The 24,148-nt window shown below is 61.8% G+C and carries 23 protein-coding genes, 1 tRNA gene and 4 pseudogenes; 17 read left to right on the top strand and 11 right to left on the bottom strand.

Going from position 1 to position 24,148, the window contains the following annotated elements; genetic code table 11:
- Positions 1-18: 18 nt before the first annotated feature.
- Entirely contained in the window at positions 19-984 is a 966-nt protein-coding gene (locus ANTHELSMS3_RS22240) for a LysR family transcriptional regulator (protein WP_094036784.1), read from the top strand.
- Between the two features lie 217 nt (positions 985-1,201).
- On the opposite strand, the gene ANTHELSMS3_RS22235 is transcribed toward ANTHELSMS3_RS22240, so the two are convergent.
- Genes ANTHELSMS3_RS22235 through ANTHELSMS3_RS22225 form a run of 3 tightly spaced genes read right to left on the bottom strand, consistent with a single transcriptional unit; the run spans position 1,202 to position 3,148 of the window.
- Entirely contained in the window at positions 1,202-1,969 is a 768-nt protein-coding gene (locus tag ANTHELSMS3_RS22235) for an alpha/beta fold hydrolase (RefSeq protein WP_094036783.1), read from the bottom strand.
- A 48-nt stretch (positions 1,970-2,017) separates the two neighbouring features.
- Positions 2,018-2,749 (bottom strand): NUDIX hydrolase, encoded by a 732-nt coding sequence (locus ANTHELSMS3_RS22230; protein WP_094036782.1) that lies wholly within the window; start codon positions 2,747-2,749, stop codon positions 2,018-2,020.
- A 9-nt stretch (positions 2,750-2,758) separates the two neighbouring features.
- On the bottom strand, positions 2,759-3,148 hold the full coding sequence (locus tag ANTHELSMS3_RS22225) for a DUF983 domain-containing protein (protein WP_094036781.1): 390 nt from the start codon (positions 3,146-3,148) through the stop codon (positions 2,759-2,761).
- Positions 3,149-3,363: 215 nt separating this feature from the next.
- Here ANTHELSMS3_RS22225 and ANTHELSMS3_RS22220 point away from each other — a divergent pair, with 215 nt between their 5' ends.
- The 4 genes from ANTHELSMS3_RS22220 to ANTHELSMS3_RS22205 all read left to right on the top strand — a co-directional run bounded on the left by ANTHELSMS3_RS22220 (position 3,364) and on the right by ANTHELSMS3_RS22205 (position 5,545).
- Entirely contained in the window at positions 3,364-3,933 is a 570-nt protein-coding gene (locus ANTHELSMS3_RS22220) for an EF-hand domain-containing protein (RefSeq protein ID WP_094036780.1), read from the top strand.
- Between the two features lie 84 nt (positions 3,934-4,017).
- Positions 4,018-4,605: an RNA polymerase sigma factor gene (locus tag ANTHELSMS3_RS22215; RefSeq protein ID WP_094036779.1), complete on the top strand. Its 588-nt coding sequence runs from the start codon at positions 4,018-4,020 to the stop codon at positions 4,603-4,605.
- On the top strand, positions 4,598-4,999 hold the full coding sequence (locus tag ANTHELSMS3_RS22210; protein WP_094036778.1) for a hypothetical protein: 402 nt from the start codon (positions 4,598-4,600) through the stop codon (positions 4,997-4,999). Before ANTHELSMS3_RS22215 ends, ANTHELSMS3_RS22210 begins: the two co-directional genes overlap by 8 nt.
- Positions 5,000-5,002: 3 nt before the next feature.
- Complete coding sequence (locus tag ANTHELSMS3_RS22205; protein WP_094036777.1) at positions 5,003-5,545, top strand: periplasmic heavy metal sensor; 543 nt, start codon at positions 5,003-5,005, stop codon at positions 5,543-5,545.
- A 31-nt stretch (positions 5,546-5,576) separates the two neighbouring features.
- On the opposite strand, the gene ANTHELSMS3_RS22200 is transcribed toward ANTHELSMS3_RS22205, so the two are convergent.
- Positions 5,577-7,031 (bottom strand): diguanylate cyclase, encoded by a 1,455-nt coding sequence (locus ANTHELSMS3_RS22200; RefSeq protein ID WP_094036776.1) that lies wholly within the window; start codon positions 7,029-7,031, stop codon positions 5,577-5,579.
- A gap of 112 nt (positions 7,032-7,143) precedes the next feature.
- Here ANTHELSMS3_RS22200 and ANTHELSMS3_RS22195 point away from each other — a divergent pair, with 112 nt between their 5' ends.
- The 6 genes from ANTHELSMS3_RS22195 (at position 7,144) to ANTHELSMS3_RS22170 (ending at position 11,629) form a co-directional block, all read left to right on the top strand.
- Positions 7,144-7,428, top strand: a complete 285-nt coding sequence (locus tag ANTHELSMS3_RS22195; protein ID WP_094036775.1) for a DUF3572 domain-containing protein — start codon at positions 7,144-7,146, stop codon at positions 7,426-7,428.
- Entirely contained in the window at positions 7,425-8,132 is a 708-nt protein-coding gene (locus tag ANTHELSMS3_RS22190) for an HAD family hydrolase (RefSeq protein ID WP_439098661.1), read from the top strand. Before ANTHELSMS3_RS22195 ends, ANTHELSMS3_RS22190 begins: the two co-directional genes overlap by 4 nt.
- 83 nt (positions 8,133-8,215) lie before the next feature.
- Complete coding sequence (locus ANTHELSMS3_RS22185; protein ID WP_094036774.1) at positions 8,216-9,790, top strand: trimethylamine methyltransferase family protein; 1,575 nt, start codon at positions 8,216-8,218, stop codon at positions 9,788-9,790.
- Between the two features lie 110 nt (positions 9,791-9,900).
- A complete protein-coding gene (locus tag ANTHELSMS3_RS22180; RefSeq protein WP_094036773.1) occupies positions 9,901-10,500 on the top strand; it encodes a heme NO-binding domain-containing protein in 600 nt (199 codons plus the stop codon).
- Positions 10,497-11,495 carry a GGDEF domain-containing protein gene (locus ANTHELSMS3_RS22175; protein ID WP_094036772.1) on the top strand — a complete coding sequence of 333 codons (999 nt, stop codon included), beginning with the start codon at positions 10,497-10,499 and terminating at the stop codon, positions 11,493-11,495. Before ANTHELSMS3_RS22180 ends, ANTHELSMS3_RS22175 begins: the two co-directional genes overlap by 4 nt.
- A gap of 59 nt (positions 11,496-11,554) precedes the next feature.
- A tRNA-Gln gene (locus ANTHELSMS3_RS22170) sits at positions 11,555-11,629 on the top strand.
- A 193-nt stretch (positions 11,630-11,822) separates the two neighbouring features.
- Here ANTHELSMS3_RS22170 and ANTHELSMS3_RS22165 read toward each other — a convergent pair.
- Positions 11,823-12,176, bottom strand: a pseudogene (locus tag ANTHELSMS3_RS22165) (integrase core domain-containing protein); the annotation flags it as partial.
- Positions 12,177-12,313: 137 nt separating this feature from the next.
- On the opposite strand from ANTHELSMS3_RS22165, the pseudogene ANTHELSMS3_RS22160 reads away from it, so the two are divergent.
- A pseudogene (locus ANTHELSMS3_RS22160) lies at positions 12,314-13,605 on the top strand (IS110 family transposase).
- A gap of 202 nt (positions 13,606-13,807) precedes the next feature.
- On the opposite strand, the pseudogene ANTHELSMS3_RS22155 reads toward ANTHELSMS3_RS22160, so the two are convergent.
- Positions 13,808-14,651, bottom strand: a pseudogene (locus tag ANTHELSMS3_RS22155) (transposase); the annotation flags it as partial.
- 61 nt (positions 14,652-14,712) lie between these two features.
- Here ANTHELSMS3_RS22155 and ANTHELSMS3_RS22150 point away from each other — a divergent pair.
- Positions 14,713-14,901, top strand: a pseudogene (locus ANTHELSMS3_RS22150) (IS5/IS1182 family transposase); the annotation flags it as partial.
- 129 nt (positions 14,902-15,030) lie between these two features.
- Here the strand turns inward: ANTHELSMS3_RS22150 and hpaR are convergent.
- Positions 15,031-15,468 (bottom strand): homoprotocatechuate degradation operon regulator HpaR, encoded by a 438-nt coding sequence (gene hpaR, locus ANTHELSMS3_RS22145; protein WP_094036771.1) that lies wholly within the window; start codon positions 15,466-15,468, stop codon positions 15,031-15,033.
- 108 nt (positions 15,469-15,576) lie between these two features.
- Between hpaR and ANTHELSMS3_RS22140 the strand changes: the two genes are divergently transcribed.
- From ANTHELSMS3_RS22140 to hpaD, 4 genes are read left to right on the top strand one after another with little or no spacing between them, the layout of a single operon-like run.
- Complete coding sequence (locus ANTHELSMS3_RS22140) at positions 15,577-15,966, top strand: 5-carboxymethyl-2-hydroxymuconate Delta-isomerase (protein ID WP_094036770.1); 390 nt, start codon at positions 15,577-15,579, stop codon at positions 15,964-15,966.
- Entirely contained in the window at positions 15,963-17,477 is a 1,515-nt protein-coding gene (hpaE, locus tag ANTHELSMS3_RS22135; protein ID WP_094036769.1) for a 5-carboxymethyl-2-hydroxymuconate semialdehyde dehydrogenase, read from the top strand. The genes ANTHELSMS3_RS22140 and hpaE overlap by 4 nt, the downstream gene beginning before the upstream one ends.
- Complete coding sequence (locus ANTHELSMS3_RS22130) at positions 17,474-17,890, top strand: HD domain-containing protein (protein WP_094036768.1); 417 nt, start codon at positions 17,474-17,476, stop codon at positions 17,888-17,890. The genes hpaE and ANTHELSMS3_RS22130 overlap by 4 nt, the downstream gene beginning before the upstream one ends.
- Before the next feature lie 11 nt (positions 17,891-17,901).
- On the top strand, positions 17,902-18,885 hold the full coding sequence (gene hpaD / locus ANTHELSMS3_RS22125; protein WP_094036767.1) for a 3,4-dihydroxyphenylacetate 2,3-dioxygenase: 984 nt from the start codon (positions 17,902-17,904) through the stop codon (positions 18,883-18,885).
- A gap of 249 nt (positions 18,886-19,134) precedes the next feature.
- On the opposite strand, the gene ANTHELSMS3_RS22120 is transcribed toward hpaD, so the two are convergent.
- Genes ANTHELSMS3_RS22120 through ANTHELSMS3_RS22105 form a run of 4 tightly spaced genes read right to left on the bottom strand, consistent with a single transcriptional unit; the run spans position 19,135 to position 23,981 of the window.
- Complete coding sequence (locus tag ANTHELSMS3_RS22120; RefSeq protein ID WP_094036766.1) at positions 19,135-20,112, bottom strand: phosphoglycerate dehydrogenase; 978 nt, start codon at positions 20,110-20,112, stop codon at positions 19,135-19,137.
- Between the two features lie 11 nt (positions 20,113-20,123).
- A complete protein-coding gene (locus ANTHELSMS3_RS22115; RefSeq protein WP_198319961.1) occupies positions 20,124-21,026 on the bottom strand; it encodes a 5-dehydro-4-deoxyglucarate dehydratase in 903 nt (300 codons plus the stop codon).
- Between the two features lie 18 nt (positions 21,027-21,044).
- Entirely contained in the window at positions 21,045-22,439 is a 1,395-nt protein-coding gene (locus ANTHELSMS3_RS22110; RefSeq protein WP_094036764.1) for a hypothetical protein, read from the bottom strand.
- A gap of 21 nt (positions 22,440-22,460) precedes the next feature.
- On the bottom strand, positions 22,461-23,981 hold the full coding sequence (locus ANTHELSMS3_RS22105) for an aldehyde dehydrogenase (NADP(+)) (protein WP_094036763.1): 1,521 nt from the start codon (positions 23,979-23,981) through the stop codon (positions 22,461-22,463).
- Positions 23,982-24,148: the final 167 nt, after the last annotated feature.

The raw sequence follows: 24,148 nt of genomic DNA, 5'->3' as shown, positions 1-24,148 counted from the left end.
GGCTGCGGGGAGTGTGCGATGTTGATGAAAGGCGTGACGCTTCGGGGCCTTGAGGTTTTTGAGGCCTTGGCGGAGAGCGGGTCCGTGGCGAAGGCCGCCGAAGTGACCGGGTTGAGCCAGCCAGCGGTCAGCCAGCAGATGCGCAATCTGGAAAGCGCGCTGGGTGTTGATCTGGTCGATCATGGACGCCGCCCGATGCGGGTGACCCCGGCGGGACGGTCGTTCCTGCTGCGCACGCAGGCGGTGCTGCGGCAATTGCGGCTGGCGCAGAATGAACTGACGGTGATGGACCTGACCCATCTGTCGACCCTCAGTCTGGGGGTGATCGACGATTTCGACAATGATCTGACGCCGCGCCTTGTCACGATATTGGCCGACAGCATGACCCGGTGCCGGTTCAAGCTGATCACGGCCCCCAGTCATGAGATTTCGGCCGAAATCAAGGCGCGCCGCCTGCACCTTGCGATCGCTGCCAGCAGCGGTGAGGTGATCGACGGTATCGTGGAGTATCCTTTGGTCCGCGACCCTTATATCCTTGTCTGCGCCAAGGGGGCTGCAGAGGCGGCCGGCGGCGTAGAGCCGCTGATGCAGAGCCTGCCGATCCTGCGGTATGATCGGGCGCAGATGATCGGTCGCCAGATCGAGGCACATCTGGCGCGGCAAAAGCTGGCCTTTGCCGAACGGTTCGAGATTGGCGCGCATCTGTCGCTGATGACGCTGGCGTCGCGCGGCATGGGGTGGGCGATCACCACACCCTTGGGCTACATGCGCGCGGGGCGCTACCACGATCAGATGGAGGCGCATCCCGTGCCGTTCAAACCCTTTTCGCGGACCATTTCGCTGTTTGCTGGCACCGACTGGGCCGACCGGGTGCCGCGCGACGTAGCGCGCACCATGCGGATGCTGGTGACAGACATGGTGATTGCCCCCGCGCTGACGCAGTTGCCTTGGTTGGAAGGCGAGCTGAGGGTCATGGAAGGCTGACAGCGCACGCCCCGGGCGCGCCATCGCGTGTGTGACGTGTGGCATGGGGCCAGAATGCCGTTGCGGCATGGTCTGTAAATGGACAAGCGGCGGTTTTCAGAAGGAAAACGTGTAGTTTCGGAAATCCTGAATCGGCTGGGCGGTGTGGTGGATGCACAGCCCATGCACAGGCCAAGCGCATGTCTGCGGGAAACGGGGCGGCGGGGTAAATGGCCCCCTACACAGGGTCCACATGATCAAGGAAGGCCCGCACTGACGCCTCGAATCCGCGCGGATCGTCCGCGTGCAGCCAGTGCCCGGCCTTGGGTATCTTGGCATAGCGCGCCTTGGGGAACAGCGTGCGGATGCGGTCCCGGTGTTCGGGCAGGACATAGTCGGACTGCCCACCAGAGAGGAACAGCGTGGGGCCATCGTAGCTGCCGCTCACTTCGGGGAAACCGATGATCTTGGGCATCTCGGCGGCCAGCGTGTCCAGGTTTAACTTCCAGCGCTTGTTCTGAAGGTCGAGTGACTGGGTAAAGAAGCTTTGCAGCGCCTTGTCGGGCACATGTTCGGCCAGTTGCGCCACCGCGTCCGAGCGTTTTTCGACCTGTGACAGATCGACGGCGCGCATTGCCTCGATGAACTGGATCTGGCTGTGGGTGTAGGCGACGGGGGCAATGTCGGCGACCAGCAGCGAGGCCAGTTTTCCGGGATGCTGCAGCGCGAGGGTCATCGCCGCCTTGCCGCCCATCGAATGGCCCACCACATGCGCCCGCCCGCCGTGGGCGTCGATCAACTCTGCCAGATCGGCGGCCAGATCGGGATAGCTGTGGCTATCGGTGTGCGGGCTGTCGCCGTGGTTGCGCATGTCAGGGGTCAGGACATGGCGGTCTTCGGACAAGCGTTTGGCGATCACGCCCCAGTTGCGACCAGAGCCATACAGGCCGTGGACGATGATCAGCGGAGTCGGGCCAGAAGTGCCATGGGAAATCGTGTTCAACATGGGGGTGTCATACGGTGCCGCGCGCCCAAGGGCCAGAGGCGCGCGTGCCTAGTCCTCGCGCATTTCGACGCCGCGCAGGCGTAAAAACAGGCTGGCCTCGTCGTCGTTGCGGAAAAAGGGGACAGTGGTTGGCGGCGTCTGGTCCGTCGCACGGGCGGCGACCTCTGCCAGCACCACCTCTGTGATGAAAGGCAGATCATAGTGCCGGATCTCATCCACGGCGATCCATTGCAGATGCGACAGCTCATCCGCGGCCCCATCGAAATCATCGGGATCCGAGGCCAGTTCATCCGCGTCGAGCAGGAAAAAGCGGGCGTCAAACCGGCGCGGACGACCCGGAGGAGTGATCGCGCGAAAGATGAATTGCAGCGGCTCGGCAGAAGGACGGTGCCCGGTGTCCGCGAATTTTAACCAATCGTCTGGGATGGCATCAGGCCAAGGGGCCGGAACGCCAAGGATCTGGCCGGTTTCTTCCCACAGTTCACGCACCGCCGCGACGGCCAGTGCCGGAGCGATCCGGGGGGTCGCATCCTCGGTCAGGCGGGCGGCGCACAGCGCGGACAGCGGACGGGCCAGCGGAATTGCCGCGTCCTGAGCATCAACCGCGCCGCCGGGAAAGACGAACTTGTTCGGCATGAACGCCGCCTTGGCCCCGCGCTGCCCCATCAGGACGCGCGGGCGCGTTGCCCTGTCACGCAGAACAACAACGGTGGCGGCATCGCGCAATGCGGTCTTGTCGATGGGGTTCGCGGCGGTTTGGTTTTTCGTCGTTCCGGTCATGTCGGCCCCTCAGATCCGGGGCGGGAAGCCGTGCATCCCCCGGACCCACTGAAACGCCACAATCGCCCCTTTCAATCGAGGCAGAAGATAGAGCGAGAGCGCGACGCAGCCAACGGCAAAGATCGTGAACAGCACCAGTGGATCGGGCCGGAAGGTGGTAAAGACCACCAACAACAGCGGCGCCATGAGATGCCCGACGATCAGGATTGTCATATAGGCGGGGCCGTCGTCGGCGCGGTGATGATGCAATTCCTCACGGCAGACCGGGCAACTGTCGCGCACGGTTAGATAGCCCGTCAGCATATGCCCGGTGCCACAACTGGGGCACCGACGCCGCCAGCCACGCCAAAGGGTCGGCCAAAAGATGTCCGTGCCCTTGTTTTCTTGAATGTTGTCCATACTCGACCTCGCGTTTAGCACCACAAGATGACCGTCGATGCGGTCCGTCGGTAGGGTGCAAAACGTCCTTGCGTCCGGATGTCACAGATCACGGGGGCGTGAAGGAAACGAGAAATTTTTTCCGACGGAAGTGCCGGGATGGCCCGTGATAGTTTGCAGAGACGCCCGAGGAATGGCGGCTCGGAAAACCGAGACAACCTCTGGAAGGAAAAGACATGAACAGATCTGCACTTTGGGTCACCGGCGCACTGGTCGTCGTGATGGGCACCGCAGGTATCGCCACGGCACAAGGCAAGGACGATCGTGGTCCGCGCGGCGCTGGCATGGAAAAGATGTTTGAACAGGTCGACGCCAACAAGGATGGCAAGATCACCAAGGACGAGATGGACGCCTTTAAGACGGCGCGTTTCGAAGCGGTCGATACCGATGGCGACGGCAAACTGTCGCAAGATGAACTGGCCGGTGCGCGGGACGCACGCCGTCTTGCCCGGACACAAAAGATGGTCGAGCGTCTTGACCAGAACGACGACGGTCTGCTGAGCGCCGAGGAAATCGCCGCTGCTGGCCCCAAACGTGGGCCCGAAGCGATGTTTGACCGGCTTGACGCAGACAATGACGGTGCGCTGACGCTGGAAGAAATGCAGCAGGCGCACGGCAAGATGCGGGACGGTGGCAAACATCGGTCCGGCGGCAAGCGCGGTGAGCATGGTGAGCGCGGACATCGCGGTGGTCACGGCTTCGGGTTCCCGTTCTTCGGCGCGCCTGACATGTCGGACGAAGGTTGACACTGACATCCGGGCGGCGGTTTCCGCCGCCCGGAGCGTTGCATGCGGGGCCAAGCCGGGGTAGCGCGTAACGATGGATGGGACATGCCCTTTGAAGCCATGAGCGCAGTTGCGGATGAGGATCTGCTGGCGGCCTATGCGGCCGGCGACGCCACAGCGGCGCGGACGTTGACGCAGCGGTTGACTCCGCGTGTCTTTGGCCATGCCATGCGGATGCTGGGCGGCGACCGGGCCGAGGCCGAGGACGTGGCGCAAGAGGCGCTGTTGCGGCTATGGCGCGCGGCACCGGGCTGGCGCATGGGCGAGGCCAAGGTCACGACCTGGTTGTACCGGGTGACGGCCAACCTGTGCATCGATCGCATTCGGCGTCGGCGCAGCGGGCCGGATCTGGATTCGGTTCCGGAACCTGAGGACGAGGCGCCGTCGGCGGCGATGGGGATGCAACAGCAGGCCCGTGCCGAGGCGCTGCAACGGGCGCTGGACCAATTGCCCGACCGCCAGCGTCAGGCGGTGATCCTGCGGCATATCGAGGGGCTGGCGAACCCTGAAATTGCCGAGATCATGGACATCGGGCCACGCGCGGTCGAAAGTTTGGTGGCGCGGGGCAAGCGGGCATTGGAAGCGGCGCTGATCGGGCGGCGCGATGAGTTGGGATACGAAGGCGATGACTGAGCGCAAGGACACCAAAGGCGACCTGTTTCAGGTCGGGACCGATGCCGCCGGGCTAGAGTCGTTTTTTGCGGATGCGCGGGCAGAGCCTCCGCAGCCCGGAGGCGATTTCCTTGCCCGGATCGAGGCGCAGGCGCTGGCCGAACAGCCTGCGGTGCGTAGCGGTGTTCCGAGCCGGGCGGCCCCAAGCCCAATCGGGGTGTTGCGCCAATTGCGCGACGCGCTGGGCGGATGGGCCGGGATGGCCGGTTTGGCCACGGCCTGCGCCGCAGGAATCTGGATCGGGGTCAGCCCGCCGGACGGGCTGACGATTTTCTGGGGCGGCGATGCAGCCGCGTTGGGGACTATTGGGGTCGATCCGCTGAGCAGCTTTGATCTTGCGCTGATGGAAGGGTGATGAATGGCTGCTGAGGTGGAAAAGAAGGGCAAGCCGGGGCGCTGGCTGCGGGTGTTGCTGTTTGCGTCCCTCGCGTTGAATCTGGCTGTTGTCGGGGCAATCGGCGGGATGGTCCTGAAGGGCCCAGCGGTGCCGCGTACCGACCGCAGTGATCCGGCGCTGCCCTATACCCGTGCCTTTGATGAAGATCAGAAGCGAGAGCTGCGGCGGGCGTTGTGGCGATCGGTCAAGCGTGATGGCAAGACGATGCGGGCGGCCTATCTGGCGGATTACCAACAGGCATTGATGCTGCTGCGTGGTGAGCCTTTCGAACCGGCGGCGCTAAAAGCATTGCTGGACGCGCAGGGTGACCGTGCAGCGGATGTGCGTCTGCGTGGGCAGGAGGTTTTGATGACGTTCTTGTCCGAGATGTCGGTGGATGAGCGGCGCGCCTATGCCGACCGGTTGGAGCAAGAGCTTGAAAAGATGCGCCAACGCGGCGGTCGCGACTCTTCTCGGGACGGTGGTAAGGGCGGCCACCGGGACGGACGGGCTACAGACGACTGAGCGATCCCACCGCGCCGCGCAGGTCTGGCGATCAGGTCAGCCCGGCGCGGCGCGGGGTCGTGGTGTCGGTGATGTCCGAAATCGCGCTGTGCGTGGGTTTCGGAGCACCGATGAGGCGGACTGTATCGGCCATGACCACGGTGTTGCGCCCCTTGTGTTTTGCGGCATACAGTGCCTCATCCGCACGAGCGATCAGGTCTAGTGGTCCGTTTTCCTGAGCAGGCTTGCCGATGGCCACACCGATAGACAGGGTGACGGTGATACGATTGCCGTCGGGTAAGGTGACGGGCTGGCGTGCCATGATTCGGCACAACCGGTCGGCTGTGCGTTTGGCGGCGTCGCTGTCGGCATCGGGCATGGCGACAAGGAATTCCTCACCGCCCCAACGTGAAATCAGATCGGCGGCGCGCAGGTTGTCCTTGAGACGTTGCGCCAGAGTGACCAGCACGGCATCGCCGGCTGCATGGCCGTGATCGTCGTTCACCTGCTTGAAGAAATCGAGATCGGCCAGCAGGAGCGCATAGGGGCGTTTCTGCCGCGCAGCGCGGTCAGCCAGCCGGGAGACATGCGGCACCGCGTAGCGCCGGTTGTATAGACCGGTGAGTGGATCGCAGACCGCCGCGCGCAATCCGTCCTGCATGTTGGAGCGCAGCCGGTCATTGGTCCGCTTGCGGTCGATCTGTTTGCGCAGGCGGATGGCCAGTTCGTCGAGATCGAGCCCGGAGCAAAGCAGATCATTGGCCCCCATGTCCAGCGCGCTGGCCGCCTCGCGTTGCTGGTGTGGTTGGGCAATGTAGATCAGCGCAGAGTGGCGGGTGCCGCGGCTGGCCCGCAGTTGCGGCAGCAGGCTCAACGCCTGACCAGTGCTGCCCGGCGGTTCGGCCACGATGACGACATCGGGCGCGCGTGTCCGTTCACGCAGTGCATCGTCGGGGTCGACAACCTCGACCCGGTCGGAAATACGCGCCTCCAGCCCGTCCTGCAGGGCGCGGGTTTCGGTCAGGCGCGGTGGGGAGACCAGTCTGACCAACCCGGGTGCCACGAATTCGGCCCCTTGTTCGGCCAGACCAAGCGCGCGGCGCGTATCGTCGCGCAGCTGAAGTTCCGCCTCTGCGTCGCGCGCCCGCAGCAGTGAGCGCAACCGCGCTAGCATCACAAGATCGTTGACCGGACAGGTGAGTACATCGTCCGCCCCGGCCGCCAGTGACGCCAGACGTTCGCCGGGATCATCCTCACGATGCAGGATCACGACAGGGATTCGCAGACCGGCCTTGCGGTCATGGATCGCGGCACACAGGGCGCGGCCAGTCATGTCGGGGAGGTCAGTTGCCGTGATGACAAGATCCGGGGCTGTCCGGCGCAGCATGGCCAACGCCGCCGCACCGCTATCTGCCTGAATAACCTCGTAATATGCCGCGGAAAGTTTGACGCGCAAGATGATCCGGTTGGTGGGGACCGAATCAACGATCAGTATTCTTCCGGTCATTCGCGGCCTCCCCTCTGGCAGGTGGATTGACGGTTGTCCGCCGACTTGCACTTTCCTGTCTGCTCAGCTTTGATGAATATTGGTTAAGAAACCCTTTCGGAAAGAAATCAAAATGAATCTGTCGCGGGAAGCCGCCGAAACCGTAGGCCTTCAGGCCGTCGCCTGGGTGGCGGGCAACGACGAATTGCTGCCGGTCTTTCTGGGCGCGACGGGCGCGTCAGAGGCGGACTTCCGCGATGGGTTGCAGGATCCTGCGTTTCAGGGTTCGGTGCTGGATTTTCTGCTTATGGATGACGCCTGGGTGATGGCATTCTGCACGGAACTGGACCTGAAACCCGAAGATCCGATGGCGGCCCGCATGCTGCTGCCCGGCGGCGAGATGGTGCATTGGACATGATGGGACGGGGCATAGAGGCGGTCCTGTTCGACAAGGACGGCACCTTGTTCGACTTTGCCGCCACATGGAACACCTTTGCGGCCCGACTGATCGACCAATTGTCCGAAGGCGACGATCTGCGTCGGCACGGGCTGGCACGGGCGTTGAAATTCGATCTCGAGTCTGGGCGTTTCCTGCCTGACAGTCCTGTCATCGCCGGAACCAACCGCGAAGTGGCACTTTTGATTGCGCCGATCCTGCCGCGACGCACCGTGGATGAACTGGAGGCGCTGATCATGGCCGAGGCCGAGGTTGCCCCTTTGAGCGAGGCCGTGGCATTGGTGCCCTATCTTGCCGGACTGGCAGCGCGGGGTCTGACACTGGGCGTGATGACAAATGACAGCGAATCCGTAGCGCGGGCACATCTGCGGGCTGCCGGTATCGAGGGCATGTTTGATTTTGTCGCCGGAGCGGATAGCGGACATGGAGCAAAACCCTCGCCTCTGCCATTGCTGGCCTTTGCCACGGCGACGGGCCATGCGCCCGAGCGGGTGGTCATGGTAGGGGACAGCCTGCACGATCTGGTGGCCGGGCGCGCGGCGGGCATGTGGACCGCCGGCGTGTTGACCGGAATGGCGGGCGCGGACGCACTGGCCCCGATGGCGGACGTGATCTTGCCGGATATTGGCCATTTGCCGGGCTGGCTAGCCGAGGTGGTAACCTGAAAGCGACCTAATCGGTCGGTAATGCGAAGGCAGACGCCGCCTTGGCGCGGTGAGATGCGGCTCACCTGCCATGGAGAGTCGTTATGACGGATGTCGCTGATCCCCTTCACGAAGCCCACAAACGCCGCCGCACCGGAGGCCGGGCTGGCAATAAGCGTCGGGGCGGGCCCGTTATCGAGCAGATGCCTTGGCGGCTGCCGGTCAACATTGATCGCCCGACAGAGCCGCTGACCGAAGAGGGCGTTGTGCGATTGGACAACGCCTGCATGCGCATCCTTGAGGAAATCGGGATCGAGTTCCTGCATCCCGAGGCGGTCGAGATCCTGAAGCGCGCGGGCTGTACTGTGAACGGCGAAAACGTCCGCATGGGGCGTGATTTTGTCCGCGAGATGGTGGCCAAGGCACCGTCGACTTTCACCCTGACGCCGCGCAACCCGGACCGGACCCTGACGATCGGTGGCAACACCATCCTGTTCGGCAACGTGTCCTCTCCGCCGAACTACTATGACCTTGAGATTGGCAAGAAGGTGTCCGGCACCCGCGAGCAATGCGCCAACCTGCTGAAGTTGACACAGTATTTCAACTGCATCCATTTCGCGGGCGGCTACCCGGTTGAGCCATGTGATGTGCATGCCAGCGTGCGGCATCTGGATGTATTGTTCGATAAGCTGACGCTGTCCGACAAGGTCATGCATGCCTACAGCCTTGGCAAGGAACGCGTCGAGGACGTGATGGAGATGGTGCGTATCGCCGGCGGGCTGACCCACGAGGAATTCGACGCGACACCGCGGATGTACACCAACATCAACTCGACCTCTCCGCTGAAGCACGACTATCCGATGATGGACGGCTGGATGCGCATGGCTAGGCGGGGGCAGGGGCTGGTGGTGACGCCGTTTACCCTTGCGGGGGCGATGGCGCCCGTGACGATGGCCGGTGCCGTGGCGCAGTCGCTGGCCGAGGGGGTGGCGGCGGTGGTGCTGGCGCAGGTGATCAACCCTGGCGTGCCCTGCGTGATCGGCACGTTCACCTCAAACGTCGACATGAAGTCCGGTGCGCCCGCCTTTGGCACGCCCGAGTACATGCGCGCGACCCAGATGACCGGCCAGATGGCGCGGTTCTACGATCTGCCCATGCGGTCCTCTGGTGTCTGTGCGGCCAACGTGCCGGACGGGCAGGCGATGTGGGAAACCGAACACTCGCTTTGGGCGGCGATCCAATCGGGCACCAACATGGTCTATCACGCAGCCGGTTGGCTGGAAGGCGGGCTGATCGCCAGCCCGGAAAAGTTCATCATGGATTGCGAGGTGTTGCAGCAGTTGCAACGGTACATGGAGCCGGAGATCTGCGATGTCTCTGACGATGCGCTGGCGGTCGATACTATCCGTGAGGTAGGGCCGAACGGGCATTTCTTTGGCGTGCAGCACACGCAGGATCGCTATGAGACGGCGTTCTATCAGCCGTTCCTGTCGGACTGGAAGAACTTTGAAGGCTGGGAGGCGGCTGGCGCGCTTTGGACGCCGGAACGGGCGCATGTGATGTTCAAGCGGATCATCGAGGAATTCGAAGCGCCGCAAATGGACGCGGGTATCCGGGAAGAACTGGAATCCTTCGTGGCCCGGCGCAAACGTGAGGGGGGCGCACCGACGGATTTCTAGCGTCTGTACGCGCTGGCTGTTGGCGGGCCAAAACATGCGCAATTGTACCTGTTTGCCGATTCTTAATCGCTGCTGTCCATGCTCTTGCAAAGGCATTGAGGTGTGGAAAGATGCACGGGTTGATCCTGCGAACCTTTCAGGTTTTTATTGAGGATACATATGGCCCCATGACATGGGCCGAAATTGTCGTCGGAGCGGGCCTTGAAGTCCCCGCATTTGAGCCGATGCTGAATTATCCACCGGAAACTTATAGCGCGCTGATCGGGGCGGCCGAGCTGGGGCTTGGCAAACCGGCAGAGGCGATCTGGGAAGATGTCGGCACCTATCTGGTGTCACATCCGAACAGTGAGGGGCTGCGCCGTCTGCTGCGGTTCGGCGGGGTCGATTTCATCGAATTCCTGCACTCTCTGGACGATCTGCCTGATCGGACGCGCCTTGCGGTGGCCGATCTGGTCCTGCCGGAACTGGAACTGACGGACAGCGGAAACTTACAGTTCAGCTTGCGGGTTGGCGACGGCCTGCCGGGCTTTGGCTATGTCATGATCGGGGTGCTGCGCGCCATGGCCGACGACTATGGCGCTCTGGCGCTGCTGGACACCGAAGGTGGCCGGCGAGGCGAGCAGATCTTGATGATTACGGTGATCGAAACCGCCTACGCCGAGGGGCGGGAGTTCGAGCTGGCGGCGAACACCGGGGGCAGCGAGGGATGAGCAGACTGCCTGAAGAAATCCTGCATCTGCTCTGTCCGCTGCACCTGTTGCTGGAACCGACAGGGCACATCCGCCAAGCTGGACCGACCCTGCACAAGATCAGCCGCGAGCCCATGGAAGGGGCGCGGTTCCTTGAGATCTTCGAGGTGTTTCGGCCGCGTGCCGTGACCAGCATGGAACAACTATTGCAGACCGAAGGCCGCAAGATCCGGTTGCGGCTGCGCAGCGGCGTTCGAACCCCGCTATACGGCGTACTGGTGTCAGACGGGCAGGGCGGCGCAGTCATCAACCTGTCGTTTGGCATCCATGTGCTGAGCGCGGTACGGGACTATGCGCTGACCAGTTCGGACTTTGCGCCGACCGATCTGGCCATCGAAATGCTGTACCTCGTCGAGGCGAAATCAGCGGCAATGGACGCCTCGCGCAGCCTGAACACCCGGTTGCAAGGCGCGATGGTCGAGGCCGAAGAGCGCGCCTTTACCGACACATTGACTGGCCTGAGCAATCGGCGCGCGCTGGACGCCTTGTTGGAGCGGTTGAAGCGCAGTGGAGATCCCTTCTCGCTCATGCATATCGACCTTGATCACTTCAAACAGGTGAATGACACCCTTGGCCACGCCGCAGGCGATCAAGTCCTGCGTCATGTGGCCAGGGTGATGACGGACGTGGTGCGTCAGGACGATATCGCGGTGCGTGTGGGCGGGGATGAATTCATGATTGTATTCGGCAAGCTGGTCCTGCCGAACCGGCTGTCGGAAATCGCTGAGCGACTGATCCGACGCATAGAAGAGCCAGTGATCTACGGCGGCCAAACCTGTGAGATTTCGGCCAGCATAGGGATCGCCGTAACAGAGGGACCGGTTGGTGACCCCGCAGAATTGGTGGAACAGGCGGACATGGCGCTTTACGCCTCCAAGCGGGCGGGACGGGCGCAATACCGGTTTTTTGCCGGTGCCCCCGGCGGGGACAATTCGGTACAACAAGCGAGCAAGTGATTTTCCTGAAAAATGGTCTTGATCCCAGTGACCCGGCATCGTATGTCCCGCGCCACGGTTGGGGTGTAGCCAAGTGGTAAGGCAACTGTTTTTGGTACAGTGTACCGTAGGTTCGAATCCTACCACCCCAGCCAGTTTTTCCTAACATACCGTGGTGATGCTCTTTCTGGCCCTTTGGGCGGAGAAATGCCCCCGGAAATGCTCCACCTTCTGCCCCTCCCATCTTCGCTGCCGACAAGAAGCCTCTGGTGGTCAGGAGGGCCTTTGCGTGAGGCTTGTGGCCAGGTCCGATCCGGCTGCGTGACGTGCCCCCTGCTGGTCCCTCATTCATAATGAGAGTCTGCAGGTTGGATTTGGGTATTCTCGTTCCCCGTCTGACGCAAGCTCGCCGGGCGCGGAGCCCTCAAATTGCTCGAGCGTCCGGCGCGCTTTCTGCGGTGTCTGGTTGCCCAGGGATGAGTGCGGTCTGACTGTGTTGTAGTCGTAGCGCCACAGGCCCAGCTTTCGCCGCGCGTCATCCAGGCTGTCGAAGATTTCCTCGTTGAGCAGCTCGTCCCTGAGGCTGCCATTGAAACTTTCGATGAAGGCATTCTGCTGCGGTTTGCCGGGATCGATGTAGTGCCACGGCACGGTGTTTTCGTCGGCCCATTTCAGGCTTGCCCGGCTGGTGAACTCCGGGCCATAACACCTTCGGAATGTTGTTGATGTTGAGGCTATGATTGCCTGCGCAGCCCCCAAATAGCGCAGCAGGTGATCATAGCCGGGTCTCAGGTCCCTACAGTGGTTTTGCACAAACCACGCCGCAAGGGAGACCGACTATGACCGATGCCACTATTGCACAAACCGAGCCTGTTTTGGTTGCGATTGATATCGCAAAGGCCCGCCATGAAGTCTTGATCGCTGTTCCGGGCCGAAAGCGCCGCCGCCGTTTGACCGTTCTCAACCAGCTCGACGAATTCAATCGATTGATCTCTACACTCTCAGAGTATGATCGTCCTGTCCGCGCGGCTTTTGAGGCTACAGGCAATTACCATCGCGCTCTCGCTTACCGGCTTGGGGTGGCCGGTTTCGATGTGAAGCTGGTGTCTTCGGTCGCATTGGCGCGCACCCGTGAGGCTTTGAACAACAGTTGGGACAAGAACGATCCGAAAGACGCGCAAGTCATCCTGCATATGATGCTGATCGGGAACGAGCAGTTTTACCACGACCCAATGCTGAGCGGTACGAATGATCTTCAGGAGTTGTCCAAGACGCACGACATAGTCTCGCGCTCAAAGACGGAACTTTGGCATCGGGTGCTGACCCACTACCTGCCGCTGTATTGGCCCGAGGCTGACCGCTTTCATCGCAGCTCACGCAGCGATTGGTTCTTTGCCTTTCTCGAACGTTATCCTTCACCGCATTTCATCTCTGCCATGGACCAAGAGGCTTTCATTGCAGATGCTTGGGACGTGGTCGGCCGCAAAGTGTCAAAAGAACGTTTGCTTGCAGATATTTATCAGACCGCCAAGTTCTCTGTAGGCCTGCCAATTGCGCCGGACTCCGACGCTGCAAGGATGTTCCGTTTGGTCTTGGGTGAAGGGCGCGGCCTGATTGCCAAACGCAACGAGATTGAGGATCGCGCCGTTGAGCTTCTCAAGACCAACGACGACTATCAACTGCTAACATCCATCCCAGGGATCGGGCCGATCAACGCGCTGACCATCCTTGCAGAAGCAGGCGATCTGCGCCGCTTTCGGCATCACCGCCAATTTTTGAAGTTCTGTGGGATGGACCTCGCAACGATCCAGTCGGGCACATTCCGTGGCCAAACCAAGCTCTCAAAATATGGGAATGCCAGATTACGCCGCACGCTCTGGATGGCCGGTCAGGTCGCCATCATGCAAAAGACCAACAGCTTCCGCGACAAGTTCGAGCGTTACATCGCCAAGGATCGTCAAAACACGCATTTACGTCGCAAGGCGTATACCGCAATCGCCGCAAAAATGGCCCGCACCGTGCATGGGATAATAAACCGCGGCGAACCCTATCGTCCCTTCTTTGAGGGATGATTGACAGCAGAAGGACCTTTCTCTGTAAGGGCCGTAGAGGCGAGCATTCGACCTCGTAGATAATGTTCAGGCCTTCTGCTCAACGACCCGAAGATCTCGTCTTAAGGACGGTGAGAGCCGCAATAAGCGTACTCTGTGTTTGTTATGGGAGAGACATGTTGTTGACCAAAATGCCGAACTGACACACATTCGAACGTGCTGGAACGCTTCAGCATGACAATGACCTGATGCCAAATCAGCCAATTATTCCGCGCATAGGACGTTATCACTGACAATGCAACCGGGCTTGCCGTAGATCCGGATCAGGGCGCCGAGCTCTCGGGCGACCCGTGCGCCGGACAGGCTGATGTCCGCCACGAGGCACAAGCATTCCCGGGTACTCATCGATCACCGCCAAGATCCGGAACTTCCGCGAGGCGCCGAAGCTGTCGGACACGAAGTCCAGGGACCAGCGCGCATTGGGATGCGCGGCAACCGGCATCGGTGTCCTCGTGCCGCGCGCCCGTTTCCGGCCGCGCCGCCGTCTCACCGACAGGCCTTCCTCGCGGTAGATCCTGTAGAGCTTCTTGTGGTTCATGATCATGCCTTTGCGCTCCAACAAGACGCCGATCCGGCGATACCCGAACCGACGCCGCTTGCCGGCGACCTCCTGCATCTCCTTGCGGATGTCAGCACAATCCGGCGGGCGTTCTCGCCGGACAGTCTTGGGATCGACACCCCCTCTCATGGTTTTCAAGCAAAACCACTGCCGGGCAGTGGACCAGCCGACAGGCCCGGCGCTGCGAGATGTCATGATCTCGCATCACCCGGAGCGCCGCGTCTCGCCGCTTGATCAATGTCGTTATTTCTTTCCCAGCAGATCCTTCAGCACGACATTGTCGAGCATGGTGTCGGCCAGTAGTCGCTTGAGCTTGGCGTTCTCATCCTCCAGCGCCTTCAGCCTCGCGGCCTCGGACACGTCCATTCCGCCAGACTTGGCTTTGAGCTTGTAGAACGTCGCGTTGCTCAGGCCGTGACGGCGGCACACCTCGGCCGTCGGCATTCCGGCCTCCTGCTCCTTGATCATCCCGATTATCTGCGCCTCGGTGAAACGGCTCTTACGCATTCGTCTGCTCCTTCAGAGTTGGCGCAGACTCTACATTACGGTGAGGGATTTCGCGGGGGGCAGGTCACGCAGAATGCGGGTCGGAGTGGATCACTCGCTCTACCAGCTTCGCAACATGGTTGAGCGGTGCTTCAATACGATGAAGAACGCCCGCCGCGTCGCAACCCGTTACGACAAGATTGCCGAGAGTTTCCTGGGCTTCATCGACATAACGTCAATCCTGCTTTGGGTGCGTCATTTGTCAACATGACCTAGGCAGTCAAAAAGAAACGGAAGGAGACAATCGCATTGACCCAATCATGAATTGGGAAACATAACGAACGGGCGGGTCAGTTCTTGGTGACAATGCAGCGTCAGTTCTCATTGTAACCCATCAGGGCTAGCCCCGAGAGCCGGGGTCAAGTAACGCCAACAAGTCCAGCAGCGTTTCGTAGTTTTCGATCCCAAGAGTGGCCTTGAACCCTTCCACGATCAACGCTGCTTGGTCTGCGCGATCGTCGATGATCTTTTGCCCCTCGGGCGTGATCTTGATGAATTGCCGTCGCCGGTCCTGATCGTCGCGGGTCTGGGTCACCAGCCCCTTTTCACGCAGGGTTGCAGCGATCCGGGTCAGGCTGGGGAACAGCAGACTGGACCGGTCCGCAAGCGTCTTGGCGTCCAATACGCCGTATTCAGAAAGCACCCGCAGCACGCGCCACTGCTGTTCGGTGATCCCGGTTTCGGACAGCATGTCGCGGATGGGAGACATGACGCCCTCACGCGCGCGGATCAGCGCGATGGGCAGGGATCGGGAAGTCGACGGCAGTTCGGACGTCATGGGGGCCTCGGAAGTTGTCTCAAACGTCACATGCACTGTGAACTTGTTCTTGACAACGCAACAGGGGAATATTTAACCTGACAATAATTAACATGTTAAGAGGTTGCCATGCCACACTTCCACATCGACTATTCGGCCAACCTTGAGGGCGTCGTGGATATAGGGGCCCTGTGCGAAACGATCCGCGCGGCGGCGGCAGAGATCGAAACCTTTCCCGTGGCAGGCATTCGGGTCCGCGCAACCCGGGTGGATCATGTGGCGATGGCCGATGGCAACCCCAAACACGGGTTCATCGATCTCACCGTCCGATTGCGTGACGGTCGCCCCGCCGACGTCAAGAAAGACGCACTTGATCGCATATTTGGGGCGCTCAAGGGGTTTGTCGATCCAGCGATGGCAACCCGCTCCATCGCGCTTTCGGTGGAGATGCGGGAGATTGATGCCGAGTTTTCCCTGAAGTTCGGAACGGTCCGCGATCATCTGGAGGCGTCCGCATGACCGTGCTGGAAAACAATATCAGCAAACTGAACGGCTATCTGGAACGGTTCCGCATGACGGGCATCCTTAACCGGATCGGTGGGGCGGATGTGGCTGGTGGGGCAGGGGTGTTTCAGACCATCTCGCCGGTGGACAAAAGCGTGATTTGCGACGTGGCGCATGGCACGGCGGACGACATCGACGCGGCCGCCAATGCCGCCCATGATGCCTTTGCCGCTTGGCGCGATATGCCCGCGCTGGAGCGCAAGAAAATCCTGATCCGCATTGCCGAAGGGATCGAGGCGCGCGCCGAGGAAATCGCACTTTGCGAATGCTGGGACACGGGGCAGGCGTACAAGTTCATGTCCAAGGCGGCCCTGCGCGGGGCGGAGAATTTTCGGTATTTCGCGGATCAGGTGGTGCAGGCGCGCGACGGCCAGCATCTGAAATCCCCAACCCTTATGAACGTCACAACCCGCGTGCCGATTGGTCCCGTCGGGGTGATCACCCCGTGGAATACACCGTTCATGCTGTCCACATGGAAGATCGCTCCGGCGCTGGCCGCCGGATGTACGGTCGTTCACAAACCGGCCGAGGCGTCGCCCCTGACGGCACGCTTGCTGGTTGAGATCGCTGAAGAGGCGGGTCTTCCGCCCGGCGTTCTGAACACTGTGAACGGGTTTGGCGAGGGCGCGGGCAAGGCGTTGTGTGAACACCCCAGGATCAAGGCCATCGCCTTTGTCGGGGAATCGCGCACCGGCAGTCTAATCACCAAACAGGGTGCCGTTACACTCAAGCGTAATCACCTTGAACTGGGGGGGAAGAACCCGGTGATCGTGTTTGACGACGCCGATCTGGAGCGTGCGTTAGATGCGGTGATCTTCATGATCTATTCGATCAACGGCGAGCGATGCACCTCGTCTTCGCGCCTGTTGGTGCAGGACACCATCCGCACGGAGTTTGAGACAAGGTTGGTTGAGCGGGTGAACGCCATCAACGTCGGTCATCCACTGGACCCGGCCACGGAAATCGGCCCACTGGTCACTGAAGAGCATTACAACAAGGTGACCAGCTACTTTGACATCGCCAAAGAGGACGGCGCGACCGTTGCTGCGGGCGGCGTGACAGTAGGGGAGGAGGGCTACTTTGTCCGCCCCACGCTGTTCACCAACGCGACCAACCAGATGCGCATCGCGCAGGAAGAGATCTTTGGCCCGGTGCTGACCTCAATCCCGTTCAGTACCGAAGAGGAGGCGTTGCGGATCGCCAATGACGTGCCTTATGGCCTAACTGGCTATGTCTGGACCAACGATCTGACCCGCGCGCTGCGCTTTACCGACGGGCTGGAGGCGGGGATGATCTGGGTGAATTCGGAAAACGTGCGCCACCTGCCCACGCCGTTTGGCGGGGTCAAGGCCAGCGGCATCGGCCGCGACGGCGGTGACTGGTCTTTCGAATTCTATATGGAGCAAAAGCACATTGGCTTTGCGCTTGGCCAGCACAAGATCACCAGACTGGGCGCAGGGCAATGATCGGCGCGGCGTTCGAAATGGCCTTTGCTGCGCATCGCGGACAGACGGATCAGGCGGGCATGGCCTATATCGGCCATGTCGCACGCGTCGCCGCAGGCGTCGAGGGACAGAGCGAGGTCGTTGTCGCCCTGCTTCACGACGTGGTCGAAGATTGCGACGTGCCGTTGTCTCGCGTGGCTGCGCAATTCGGCGATGAGATCGCCGCCGCAGTTGATGCAATCACACGCCGCGAGGGGGAGGCGGCCGAGAGCTATTATGCCCGCGTCCGCGCCAATCCGATCGCCCTTGCGGTCAAGCTGTCCGACATCGCCGACAATGCCAACCCGGACCGGCTTGCCATGCTGGATGCCGCCACGCGTGACCATCTTGTCCGGAAATATACCAAGGCCCGCGCGGCCCTGACCCTGCGCTGAGAGGAGCCGTCATGCCCGTTCCTGCCCCCAACCTCTACCCCGACTTCAACACCATCCGGTTGAGCCATGTCTGCCTGAACGTGTCTGACCTTGCCGCGTCGAAGGCGTTCTATACCGAGATCCTCGGTCTTCAGGTCACGGATGAGGACGATGCACATGTCTACCTGCGCGCGATGGAAGAACGCGGCCACCATAGCGTGATCCTGCAACAGTCTGATCAACCCGGCACGGTTGAGGTCATGGGGTTCAAAACCTTCGACGAAGACGATCTTGACCGGGCCGAGGTTTACTTCCGGGAAAAAGGTTGCCCGACAGAATGGGTGCAGCGCGCCTATCAGGGACGCACTCTGCTGACCTCGGACAACATGGGAATTCCGCTGGAGTTCTATCACAAGATGGACCGGCTGGCACCGATCCATCAGAAATATGCGCTGTATCGCGGGGTCAAACCTCTGCGGATTGACCATTTCAACTGCTTCAGTCCTGACGTGGACGCGTCGGTTGCCTTTTACAGCGACTTCGGGTTTCGCGTGACGGAATACACAGAGGACGAAGACAGCAAAAGACTGTGGGCCGCATGGATGCACCGTAAGGGCGGGGTGCATGACATGGCCTTTACCAACGGCACCGGACCACGCATGCACCACGTCGCCTTTTGGGTGCCGACACCGCTGAACATCATTGACTTACTGGATCTGATGGCAACCACCGGGCATGTCAAAAACATCGAACGCGGTCCGGGGCGGCACGGCATTTCGAACGCCTTTTTCCTGTACATCCTTGATCCCGATGGCCACCGGATCGAGATCTATTGTTCGGACTACCAGACGGTCGACCCCGATCTGGAACCGATCAAGTGGGATTTGAAAGACCCGCAGAGACAGACCTTGTGGGGGGCTCCTGCACCTGAAAGCTGGTTCAAGCACGGGACACGGTTTGTTGGGGTGGCCACCAAAGAGTCCGACATTCAGGCCAGTCCGATCATCGCGCCGTAGCCGGACGGCCATTGCAGGATGCTGCGCAAGTGCGGCGGGCCGCGCCCGAGAGAGGCAAGGGAACGCGCATTTTGGGATGGGCACCTTCCCAAGTGTGGGGTTGTGGTGCCCCTAGATTTGTAGACGCTTTGCTTGGTAATTTTGGATCCAAGGAGAGACGGATAAGAGCAAGGTGTGATGTGAAGGGCTGTGTGTCACTGGCGTACATGTCCCGATTGCGGTCGCTCCGGTTCACGCGGGGATGTCGCGTCAACCAGCCGGACCAGACGACCTGCCCGCAGCCGCCGTATTAACCGTTCGGTCTGGCCAATGCCCGTGGGCCAATGTCTGGATGTCTTCGTAGACCATTGCGCCCATCCGTTGGATGGATTCGGCGGTGTCGGCCCCGGAATGGGGCGAGAAGAGGGTGTTTGGTAGGGCAAAGATGGCATGGCTGATGTCGGGCGGTTCCTCGACAAAGGCATCCAGCGCGGCGCCGCCCAGATGGCCGGACCCCAGTGCATGGGCCAGCGCGTCAAGATCCACGATACTGCCGCGTGCAAAGTTCAGCAGGCAGGCCCCCGGCTTAATGCGGGCCAACGCCTGTGATCCGATCAGCCCGGTCGAGGATGGCCCTCCGGAAATATGCAGAGACAGATGGTCTGCGCGTGCCAATAGCGTGTCAAAGGCCACCAGTTCGACGCCGATCTCTCTGGCGGCGTCAGGAACGGGATAGGCGTCATGCGCCATGACCTGCATTCCGACCCCCCGCGCTATGCGGGCCAGGCGTTGGCCGATCTGACCAAATCCCAAAATACCCAAGGTGCACCCGGCAACTTCGCGCCCGCGCCTGCGATGCCATCCTCCCTGCGCTACGGATTCATGCCCGGCAACCGTATTTCTGGACAGCGCAAAGATCGCCCCAAGGGCCAGTTCCGCCACCGCCTGCGCGTTGGCTCCGGGGGTAGAGGTCACCGCAAGACCCGCCCTCGAGGCGGCATCGATGTCAATCGAATCCAGACCAAAGCCATGTTTCAGAATGCCCTTGAGATGCGGCGCAGCAGCTATCGTCGCCGCATCGACTGGCGGTAACCCTGCGACAAGAAACGAGGCGCTGGCCAAGGCCTCCATGTATCCTGCATCAACCTGCGGAAACCGGACCAGTGTGTAGCCATCGGCGGCGATCCGTTCGGAAAGTCCGCCGATGGTGGCAAATGTTGGTGACGTCGTAAGGATCACAGAGGTCACGGCTGACCTGCTCACTTGCGACCTTGGATGAGATCGCGCATCAGGTCGCGTTCCTCTCCCGTAAGGTCGGTCAGCGGGCTGCGGACCGGACCCGTGTCAAACCCGCGCAACGCGACGCCGGCCTTGATCGCTGAGACGGCATAGCCGGTCTTGCGGTCGCGGATCTTTGCGAAAGGATAGTAAAAGTCGCGCAACATTTCATCGCAGGTGGCATCGTCCCCGGCAACAAAGGCGGCGTGAAAGGCCAGTGCTGTTTCAGGGACAAAGTTGAAGACGGCAGAGGAATAGGTGTCCACACCCGCGCCGCGATAGGCCTGTGCGAACAATTCATGCGTGGGCATGCCGCCAACATAGGCCAGCCGGTCACCCAGTCCCACGGTGATCCGCTTGACCGTGTCGATATCGCCGGTCCCGTCTTTGAAACCGATCAGGTTGGGGCAATCCTCGGCCAGTCGCGCCAATGTCTCGGCAGAGACCACCGATTGGCCCCGGTTATAGACGATCACGCCCATGTTGGTGGATTTGCAGACAGCGCGAATATGGGCCTCGATCCCATCCTGCGGCGCGCCGATCAGGTAGTGCGGCAACAATAGGATGCCGTCGCCGCCTGCGGCCTCGATCCCCTGTGCCATGTCGCAGGCCATCCGTGTGCCATAGCCACACCCGGCGATCACCGGCTGATCCGGCTGTGCTGCACGGGCGGTCTTGACCACCTCGACCACTTCCGACGGGGTCAGGGAAAACAGCTCACCTGTGCCGCCCGCGACGATCAACCCCGCGATCTTGTGCGGGCTGAGCCACTCCAGATGTGCAGCAAAGGCGTTTGCGTTGAATTTATCGTCCCCATCGAAAGGCGTCACTGGAAAGGATAACAGGCCGGAGCGGATGATGGTGCGCAGGTCAGTAGGAGCAATCATGAGAGTTTCCTCGGTTTAGTGCCCACCGGTCAGCAAAAAAAAGACCGGGAAAAGCAGGGTTGCAGCAAAGGTTGTGAAAAGGAGGTTCCAGCGCCATGTGAGCGTGGAAATGGGAATGCCAGACGCCCGCGAGACGATCAGGATCAGCGTCGCAAAGGGCGAAAACGTCATAGACAGGGCCCAGCCGCAGGAGATCGAAAACGCGATCAGGGTCGCGTCGGCAGGCAACACCGGCAGCGCAGCAAAGAAAGAGCCCAGAAACACCGCCATCATTGTTGGCGACAAGGCAAACAGGCTGATCAAGGCGGTGAAAGACGGGATCAGCGCCAGCATCATCCAGTCAGGCATGGCGGCCAGTCCCAATGCCTCGGCCACGGCGTTGGCGGGGGTCAGACCTGCGGCGGCGCGCCCGATATATCCCGATGTGGCCAGCGTGACGGCAACATTGATGGATCCGGTAAGATCGGTCCCCACCATTTGGCGTAACCGAGCAGGCAAGTGAGCAACTCCCTGTTGCGCCACAAGCCAGCCAATCACCATGAGCGGGCAGGCAGCAAGCACGCCAAAGACGATGCTTTCGTCAAACAGCCAGACAAAGCAGAGAACGAGCAACAGGAACCAGATCGTTGTCGCGGCAAAGCGCAGAGCTGCGGTGCGGGGCCAAACCATGACGGGCAACACGCCCCGAGGCTTGAAAGCGCGAAACCGCACATGGTCTTCCAGCCAGCCAGCGACCATCAGGACCGCAAACAGCGGAAAGGCATACCCCATCCAGACCACGCGATCGACACCGGGGATGAGGTCCATGACGATCAAAGGCGCAATGGCGGTGGGGGACCACGTCACGCTCCACGCGAACCCGCGCAACAGGGCCGAAATCTGACGCTGTTCACGGATGGGGTTCAAAGGGTCGCCCGGCGCGGCGCGCTGAATGCCCCGCTGGATCAGAGGCACCAGAAAGCTGACAACACCGATATTGAACAGAATGGCAAGAAATGCCGTCCCGCCCGACAGCGCGGCATAGCGACGTCCGGGCGGCTGGCGGGTCAGGAACGCACCCAGATCCGCCACAGAGGGGGAGGTCGCGGCAGTTGCCTGCAGCAGACCCAGCAGCAGGATAAAGCTCATCAGGAACACGGCCTGATCCAGCGCACCAATCAGGACCGTTGTGGGATTCGGGAGCAACGCGACGACAAGAACCGAGACCACAACGCTGGCAGCGACAAGGTAGTATTCGCGCAACGTAAGACGACGGATAGACAGAAGCACGGCCAGCAGCATGGCAATCCAGGCAGCATCCTGCACTGCCCGCACTCCTGTGATTCGCGCCAGCAGTTCCAGTGCCGCGACCGACAGCAGCAAGAGAGAAACCAGCGACAGACGCGCTGACTTCTCTCCTTCAGTTTGCATCACCCGTACCATTCCCCCGTCTCACCTGAGATCAACGGGGAGCAGGTCGTCTGGGAGGTTTTGGTAGCAGACGGGTCTTAGGAACCTGCGGATGGCCATGGTTCCGACGGATGTTGCGCCGAAGTTGGTGGAGGCGGGGTAGGGTCCGCCGTGGACCATTGTGTCGCTGACCTCGACGCCGGTGGGAAAGCCGTTGACCAGCAGGCGGCCGGCTTTGCGTTCCAGCACCGGCATCAGGCGGCGGGCAAGGTCGGTGTCGCCGGTATCCATGTGCAGCGTGCAGGTCAGTTGCCCCTCAAAACCGCGGGCGAGGGTTTCCATCTCGTCGGCGCCGGAGACGCGCACCACCAGGCCCAGGGGGCCGAAGACCTCTTCGCCAAGGCTGTGATCCTGCAGGTACTGCGCGGCGTCGGTCTCATAGAGGTTGGGGGCGGCGTTGCGGCCCTCGCTGTCGGTGGTCAGCACCGGGCGCACCGGATTGCGGCTGTCAAAGCGCTGTTTACCGTTTCTATACGCCTCGGCGATACCGTCGGTGAGCATGCATTGGGTCTGAACGCCCTTCAACGCCTCGGCCGCAGCGGCGACCAGGGCGTCGCCCTGTGGGCCGGTTTCCACCACGGCGATGCCGGGGTTGGTGCAGAACTGTCCGGCACCCATGGTCAGGGAGGCCGCCCAGTCCGTGCCAATCTGCGCCCCGCGCGCCGCTGTCGCCTGCGGCAGGATGAACATCGGGTTGACGCTGCCCAGCTCGCCGAAGAAGGGGATCGGTTCGGGGCGGCTGGCGCAAAGGTCGAACAACGCCCGCCCGCCGCCGAGGCTGCCGGTAAAGCCGACGGCGCGGATCAGCGGGTGCTGGACAAGGGCGGTGCCGACATCGCGTTTGCCGCCCTGGATCAGGCTGAAGGTGCCGGGATGGATGCCGCAGGTGGCGATGGCGGCGTGAATGGCCTCGGCGACGATCTCGCCGGTGCCGGGATGGGCGGAATGGCCCTTGACCACCACCGGGCATCCGGCGGCCAGCGCGCTGGCGGTGTCGCCGCCGGCGGTGGAAAAGGCGAGCGGAAAGTTCGACGCGCCAAAGACGGCGACCGGGCCGATCGGGCGCTGCACCATCTTGAGGTCGGGGCGCGGCAGCGGGGCGCGGTCCGGCAGGGCCTTGTCGTGGCGGCGGTCCAGGTAGTCGCCCTTGAGGATATGCTCGGCGAAGAGGCGGAGCTGGCCTGTGGTGCGGCCGCGCTCGCCGTTCAGACGGGCCTCTGGCAGGCCGGTTTCCTGGGTGCCGATCTGGGTGATTTGCGCGCCGCGGGCCTCGATCTCATCGGCGATGGCGTGCAGGAACGCGGCGCGGTCGGCGCGCGCGGTCTGGCCATAGACCTCAAACGCGGCCTCCGCCGCGACGCAGGCGCGGTCGACCAGCTCGGGGGTGCCGATGGCATAGGCATGGGACGGGCCGCGCGCCGGGTCAGAGGCAAAGGTCGCCGCGCTGGCGACCCACTCGCCTGCGATCAGGTGCTTGCCGTGAGGGGTGTAGGTGTCGGGCATGGTCGATCCTTGTGTCGGCGGGCCGTTGTGGTCTGGCCCTTTGTCGTCTGGCCCGGTGTGGTCGGGCTGTTTGTGGTCTGGTCAGGTCTGACGTGATCCGGTCTGTCGTGATCCGGCGGGCGGCGGGCTGGGCGGCGGGCGCATTTGGGCGGTCGGAGACAAAACGC

This window comes from Antarctobacter heliothermus, from assembly GCF_002237555.1.
Lineage (GTDB): Bacteria > Pseudomonadota > Alphaproteobacteria > Rhodobacterales > Rhodobacteraceae > Antarctobacter > Antarctobacter heliothermus_B.
Note: the sequence above shows the minus strand (reverse complement) of the source record. Positions and strands in the feature narration are given on the sequence as shown.

Coding starts and splice junctions, on each gene's coding strand:
- ANTHELSMS3_RS22240 (WP_094036784.1), top strand. CDS start 19: ATGTTGATGAAAGGCGTGACGCTTCGGGGCCTTGAGGTTTTTGAGGCC.
- ANTHELSMS3_RS22235 (WP_094036783.1), bottom strand. CDS start 1,969: ATGTTGAACACGATTTCCCATGGCACTTCTGGCCCGACTCCGCTGATC.
- ANTHELSMS3_RS22230 (WP_094036782.1), bottom strand. CDS start 2,749: ATGACCGGAACGACGAAAAACCAAACCGCCGCGAACCCCATCGACAAG.
- ANTHELSMS3_RS22225 (WP_094036781.1), bottom strand. CDS start 3,148: ATGGACAACATTCAAGAAAACAAGGGCACGGACATCTTTTGGCCGACC.
- ANTHELSMS3_RS22220 (WP_094036780.1), top strand. CDS start 3,364: ATGAACAGATCTGCACTTTGGGTCACCGGCGCACTGGTCGTCGTGATG.
- ANTHELSMS3_RS22215 (WP_094036779.1), top strand. CDS start 4,018: ATGCCCTTTGAAGCCATGAGCGCAGTTGCGGATGAGGATCTGCTGGCG.
- ANTHELSMS3_RS22210 (WP_094036778.1), top strand. CDS start 4,598: ATGACTGAGCGCAAGGACACCAAAGGCGACCTGTTTCAGGTCGGGACC.
- ANTHELSMS3_RS22205 (WP_094036777.1), top strand. CDS start 5,003: ATGGCTGCTGAGGTGGAAAAGAAGGGCAAGCCGGGGCGCTGGCTGCGG.
- ANTHELSMS3_RS22200 (WP_094036776.1), bottom strand. CDS start 7,031: ATGACCGGAAGAATACTGATCGTTGATTCGGTCCCCACCAACCGGATC.
- ANTHELSMS3_RS22195 (WP_094036775.1), top strand. CDS start 7,144: ATGAATCTGTCGCGGGAAGCCGCCGAAACCGTAGGCCTTCAGGCCGTC.
- ANTHELSMS3_RS22190 (WP_439098661.1), top strand. CDS start 7,425: ATGATGGGACGGGGCATAGAGGCGGTCCTGTTCGACAAGGACGGCACC.
- ANTHELSMS3_RS22185 (WP_094036774.1), top strand. CDS start 8,216: ATGACGGATGTCGCTGATCCCCTTCACGAAGCCCACAAACGCCGCCGC.
- ANTHELSMS3_RS22180 (WP_094036773.1), top strand. CDS start 9,901: ATGCACGGGTTGATCCTGCGAACCTTTCAGGTTTTTATTGAGGATACA.
- ANTHELSMS3_RS22175 (WP_094036772.1), top strand. CDS start 10,497: ATGAGCAGACTGCCTGAAGAAATCCTGCATCTGCTCTGTCCGCTGCAC.
- hpaR (WP_094036771.1), bottom strand. CDS start 15,468: ATGACGTCCGAACTGCCGTCGACTTCCCGATCCCTGCCCATCGCGCTG.
- ANTHELSMS3_RS22140 (WP_094036770.1), top strand. CDS start 15,577: ATGCCACACTTCCACATCGACTATTCGGCCAACCTTGAGGGCGTCGTG.
- hpaE (WP_094036769.1), top strand. CDS start 15,963: ATGACCGTGCTGGAAAACAATATCAGCAAACTGAACGGCTATCTGGAA.
- ANTHELSMS3_RS22130 (WP_094036768.1), top strand. CDS start 17,474: ATGATCGGCGCGGCGTTCGAAATGGCCTTTGCTGCGCATCGCGGACAG.
- hpaD (WP_094036767.1), top strand. CDS start 17,902: ATGCCCGTTCCTGCCCCCAACCTCTACCCCGACTTCAACACCATCCGG.
- ANTHELSMS3_RS22110 (WP_094036764.1), bottom strand. CDS start 22,439: ATGCAAACTGAAGGAGAGAAGTCAGCGCGTCTGTCGCTGGTTTCTCTC.
- ANTHELSMS3_RS22105 (WP_094036763.1), bottom strand. CDS start 23,981: ATGCCCGACACCTACACCCCTCACGGCAAGCACCTGATCGCAGGCGAG.